Source organism: Protofrankia sp. CiP1_Cm_nod4 (genome assembly GCF_982290645.1).
Genome location: NZ_CEVIVC010000077.1, coordinates 1,449 through 6,524, shown reverse-complemented (window position 1 = coordinate 6,524; position 5,076 = coordinate 1,449). Strand labels below are relative to the sequence as shown.

General features: G+C 72.0%; 5 protein-coding genes. 3 read left to right on the top strand and 2 right to left on the bottom strand.

Going from position 1 to position 5,076, the window contains the following annotated elements; translation table 11 throughout:
• The first annotated feature begins 52 nt into the window (after positions 1-52).
• Together pstB and AC5LSR_RS15200 are read left to right on the top strand one after the other, a co-directional pair.
• Positions 53-829 carry a phosphate ABC transporter ATP-binding protein PstB gene (gene pstB / locus AC5LSR_RS15205; protein WP_250285021.1) on the top strand — a complete coding sequence of 259 codons (777 nt, stop codon included), beginning with the start codon at positions 53-55 and terminating at the stop codon, positions 827-829.
• Positions 830-1,034: 205 nt separating this feature from the next.
• Positions 1,035-1,871, top strand: coding sequence for a winged helix-turn-helix transcriptional regulator (locus tag AC5LSR_RS15200; protein ID WP_493468602.1), 837 nt, complete (start codon positions 1,035-1,037; stop codon positions 1,869-1,871).
• A gap of 137 nt (positions 1,872-2,008) precedes the next feature.
• Here AC5LSR_RS15200 and mshD read toward each other — a convergent pair whose 3' ends face one another.
• Together mshD and AC5LSR_RS15190 are read right to left on the bottom strand one after the other, a co-directional pair.
• Positions 2,009-3,208, bottom strand: coding sequence for a mycothiol synthase (gene mshD / locus AC5LSR_RS15195; RefSeq protein ID WP_250285022.1), 1,200 nt, complete (start codon positions 3,206-3,208; stop codon positions 2,009-2,011).
• Between the two features lie 344 nt (positions 3,209-3,552).
• Positions 3,553-4,302: a winged helix-turn-helix domain-containing protein gene (locus tag AC5LSR_RS15190; protein ID WP_250285024.1), complete on the bottom strand. Its 750-nt coding sequence runs from the start codon at positions 4,300-4,302 to the stop codon at positions 3,553-3,555.
• A gap of 438 nt (positions 4,303-4,740) precedes the next feature.
• On the opposite strand from AC5LSR_RS15190, the gene AC5LSR_RS15185 reads away from it, so the two are divergent.
• The gene (locus AC5LSR_RS15185) at positions 4,741-4,995 is read left to right on the top strand and encodes a MoaD/ThiS family protein (RefSeq protein ID WP_250285026.1); all 255 of its coding nucleotides are present in this window, start codon (positions 4,741-4,743) and stop codon (positions 4,993-4,995) included.
• Positions 4,996-5,076: the final 81 nt, after the last annotated feature.

The following is a 5,076-nucleotide window of genomic DNA, read 5'->3' as shown; positions in this document are numbered from 1 at the left end:
GCCGTCCATGCCGTCCGTCGAACGACCGAAGCGCGAGAAGCCGAGGTAACCCATGGCCACCCGTATCGATGTCTCCGGGCTGACCGCCTACTACGGAAAGTTCAGGGCCGTCTCCGACATCCACTTCAGCATCGAGCCGAAGAGCGTCACCGCGTTCATCGGGCCGTCCGGCTGCGGCAAGTCCACGGTGCTGCGCACGCTCAACCGCATGCACGAGGTGCTGCCCGCGGCCCGGGTCGAGGGCCGGGTGCTCCTCGACGGCGAGGACCTCTACGGGCCGGGGGTCGACCCGGTGAACGTGCGCCGCGCCGTCGGGATGGTCTTCCAGCGGCCGAACCCCTTCCCGACGATGTCCATCTACGACAACGTCGTCGCCGGGCTGAAGCTCAACGGCACCCGCAAGAAGTCGCTGCTCGACGAACGGGCCGAGGAGTCGCTGCGCGGCGCTAACCTGTGGGAGGAGGTCAAGGACCGGCTCGGCCGGCCCGGCGCGGGCCTGTCCGGCGGCCAGCAGCAGCGCCTGTGCATCGCCCGGGCCATCGCCGTCGAACCGCAGGTGCTGCTCATGGACGAGCCGTGCTCCGCCCTCGACCCCATCTCCACCCTGGCCATCGAGGATCTGATCACCAAACTCAAGTCCAGCTACACGATCGTCATCGTGACCCACAACATGCAGCAGGCCGCCCGGGTCAGCGACACCACGGCGTTCTTCACCCTGGACCGGACCGGCGACCCCGGCCGGCTGGTGGAGATGGACCGGACCGAGAAGATCTTCTCCAATCCGACGGAGAAGCGTACGGAGGAGTACATCACCGGACGCTTCGGCTGAGCCGGTCCCCGTCGTGTCCGTAAGCCCTGTCGTGGCCGCGGGCCACTCCGCAAGCCCTGTCGTGGCCACAGGCCACTCCGCAAGCCCTGTCGTGGCCACAGGCCACTCCGCAAGCCCTGTCGTGGCCGCGGGCCACTCCGCGGGCCGTTGTGGAGCCGTCACGATCCCTTGGATGCGTCCTGTGCGGCCAGCTGATGACGAGTCCGTGCCGGTGGAGCGGTGCCGTGCGGTCGACGAGCCCACGGCGGCCGGCCCGCCGCGTCCACCGGTGCCGGTGCCGGTGCCGGGCCCGCTGGCGCCTGGTCTGCTGTCGGTACCGGTGACGTCGGGCTCAGCAGCGCCGCCGGGCCCGACACTGCTGGTCGCCGACGCCGCCGCGGACACCGAACTGCTCACCGCCCTCGCCGACGAGGGCATGGGGGTCAGCGTCGTCCCCGACGGTGCCCGGGCGCTGCTGGAGATCGGCCGTCTCGCGCCAGCGGTGCTGCTGATCTCCGCCCGGCTGCCGATCGTGGACGGGGTGACGGTCGTACGGACCGTCCGTACCCGGGACGACATGCCGATCCTGCTCGGGGTCGGCCCGCAGGACCGGCGGCAGGCGGCGGCGGGGCTCGCGGCCGGCGCGAGTGCCTGCGTCGCCAAGCCCTACCGGGTCAACGAGGTCCTGGCCCTGGCCCGGTCCATGCGGGGGAGCGACCTGGAGCGGGCCTGGCCCACGGTGCTGCGAGCCGGAGCGATCACCCTGAACCTCGCCGCCTACGACGTGTGGGTGGACGGCATCCCGGTGCGGCTGCCGCCGCGGGAGTTCAGGCTCCTGCGGATCCTGCTGGAGCAGGCCGGATCCGTGGTCACCCACCAGACGCTGCTCGAGCGTGTCTGGGGCACGAGCAGCCACGAGACGAACACGCTCGCCGTGCACATCCGCCGGCTGCGCGGCCGCCTGGGGGATACGGGGAAGGCGGGGAAACCCCGGCTGATCGAGAGCGTCCGCGGTGTGGGCTACCGCCTCCGCCTCGCGGACAGCCCGATGCCCGGCCCCTGACCCGATGCCCGGCCCCTGACCCCGCCGCCCACCGGGGCGGTCGCGGGCTGGCGGGACGTTACGCAACCGGGCGGGAGCCAGGACGCCTGTTGCGTAACCGTGTGGTGAGCGTGATCGTGCCCCGTCGACCGGGTGGCTCAGAGCCGGTCGGGCCCGGATCCGGGCTGGGCCTCCGGTTCGCGCAGGTAGGAGATGTCGCAGTGGTGGGGGGTGAAGCCGAGGGTCTCGTAGAGGCGTACCGCCGGGCGGTTGGTGTCGTCGACGTAGAGCATCACCGTGGCCAGGCCACGGTCGCGCAGGTGGTGCAGGCCGATCAGGGTCAGTACCCGGCCGAGCCCGCGTCCGGCGGCGGTGGGCGCGACCCCGACGACGTACACCTCGCCGATGCCCGCCTCCACCTTCGTCCAGTGGAAGCCGACGAGCTGGCCCGCCGCTTCGGCGAGGAAGAAGCCCGCCGGGTCGAACCACGGCTCGGCCTCGCGCAGCCGGAGATCCTCCACCGTCCAGCGTCCCTGTTCCGGATGGTCCGCGAAGGCGGCGCTGTTGACCGCCACCCACGCGTCCTCGTCCTGCCCTGGGACGAAGGCCCGGATGGTCACCCCGGGCGGGGGCGTCACGTCCGGGAGAGGCGGGGCCTCGTGACCGGGGATGTGGCCGGGAGCGTGACCGGTGGGGTGGCCGGGGTGTGCCCTGCGTCCGTCAGGGGAGACCGGGGCGGGCAGCGCGCGGCGCATCTGCCAGAGCACCCGCTGCCGGCTGAAGCCGTACCTGTCCGCCAGGGCTGCCGCCGCGGGCGTGTCGCCGTGCGCCCAGACGTGCAGGTCCGCGCCGGCCTGGTCGGCGGCCGTGGTCAGGGCGGCCAGCAGGTGGCCGCCGACACCCTGACGGCGTCGGGCGGGGTGCACGACGACCTCCGCCTGCCAGCCGTGGGCATCAGGGGTGGCCAGGTAGGCGTATCCGGCGATCGTTCCGGCGTCGTCGTCATGGGCGGTCCCTGCGCTGTTCTGGGAGGCCGACGTCTCGTCGTCCTGGGATGCCGTGCCGGCTGGGACGGTCGGGACGGCTGGGACGGCTGTGCCGGTCGGGACACCGGTTGGGACGGCTGTGCCGGTCGGGCCTGCCGTGCCGGCTGTGCCGGTTGGGACGGCCGGGGGCGCCGCGGGGCCCGGGACGGTGACGATCAGGTGTTGCGCGGCGGTCAGTGGCTGTGTCGTCAGCCGTAACGCGGCGTCGTCGGACAGTGGGCCGGCTCCGTCGGCCGCCGTGGCCGTGGCAGCCAGCTGCCGCAGGTCGTCCACTGTCCGGGGAGTCAGGTGCCGCGTCCAGCGCAGTCTCATTCCCGCGACATTAGGGCGTTCCGTACTGGTTTTCATCCGGGTGGGCCTGCCGCGGCCGGAGATTTCCCGGTCCGGTCATGAATCCGGCTTGATCACATTGTTGGCTGGATCGCAGCACCGGCCGGATATCGGGCGACGCCGTGCCGGCGGGAGCCCCGGCGCACGGGCACCTGCTGGTCACGGCGTCCGACGGGCGTGCCGTGCCCGTCCAGGAGTGACACCGTACGCTTTCTCGCGCCGAGGTCCTCGCCATGTCGCGAAACAGCCCGGAGGTCCGGGTAAAGCGACGTGACCGGTCCGGTGGCCCCGGACTCCGGCTGGAACCACCCGGACCCTGGCCGGCACTACACGCGTTCGGGAGTACGTATTACTTCCCGGCTGTTGGAGCCGGGCACCGCCTCGCCGCCGGGCAGCGGGGCGATCGGGGGAGCGACGAACTTGTAACCGACGTGCCGCACGGTGCCGATCATCGATTCGTGCTCCGGGCCGAGCTTGGCCCGCAGGCGACGCACGTGGACGTCGACGGTCCGGGTGCCGCCGTAGTAGTCGTAGCCCCAGACCTCCTGCAGGAGCTGGGCGCGGGTGAAGACCCGGCCCGGGTGCTGCGCGAGGTACTTCAGCAGCTCGAACTCCTTGAAGGTGAGCTCAAGCGGACGGCCACGCAGCTTGGCCGAGTAGGTGGTCTCGTCCACCGACAGGTCGCCAGAGCGGATGACGCCGGCCTCGGCGGTGCCGCCGGCGGTCGCCACCCGGCCGATCGCGAGCCGCAGCCGCGCCTCGACCTCGGCTGGCCCGGCGCTGTCGAGCACCACGTCGTCGACGCCCCAGTCGGCTGACACGGCGGCCAGTCCGCCTTCGGTGACGAGGGCGAGCAGCGCGGTGGTGAGCCCGGTCGTGCGCAGCAGGCGGCACAGGCCACGGGCGACAACCAGTTCCCGGCGCCCGTCCACCACCACGACATCCACCGGGGGTGCGTCAAGGAGTGCGCTGGCCTCAAGCGGAGCGACACGAACGGTGTGGGTCAGGAGCCCGAGCGAGGGAAAGGACTCCGCGGATGGTCCGGGGGCGTTGGTGAGCAACAGGACGACGCTCAAGTTGACTCCTCCAGGGTTCGGTTGCGATGTTGGGGCAGCGTCGACCCACGGATACCTTGCGGTCGGTTCGCGTTCCACGGCCGTCATGGGCGCGAAACGAAGACCGGCCTGTGGGGAGGATAGCGGAGTGTCGTACTCCACTCCTACCGCATGAGGAGTTCTCCCCGCTGTGGGCGCTGAGATTCTCGCCACGGTCCATCGTTACCGTGATCGTTCCGTAACCGGCCAAGATTTTGATCTTGATGGCACCGCCGCTCGTGGCTTTTCCGGATTTCGTGGCAGGCCCCCGGTAGAGGCCGGCTCCGACGGCATCGGGCGTTGTGCCGACACGCCCGCGACCGGCCCGCGCGACCCTGGCCAGCCCCGGGCCGGATGCACCCTTGGTGATCGCGATGCCTCCAGGGAGACCGGTGTGGCCGACGGCGGGAGGGGGTGCCGGTGGCCCGCGTGACTGTCCGCTACTGGGCCGCCGCCCGGCACGCGGCGGGCGTGCCCGAGGAGCGGCAGGACGCCGAGACCCTTGCGCACCTGCTGGCAACCGTGGCGAAACGTCACCCGGGCGCACTCGCGGAGCTGTTGGCCCACTGCGCGTTCCTGGTGGACGACCTGCCGGTCGGGCGCCGCGATCATGCTGACGTGGCGCTCACGGACGGTGCCGTCGTGGAGGTGCTGCCGCCGTTCGCCGGTGGGTGAACCGTCCTGCCCCGGGCTCGTCCCGCCCGGTAGGGCCCCGGGACGGCCACGCTCGCCGGCCGCGAGCCGCTCCGGCCGACG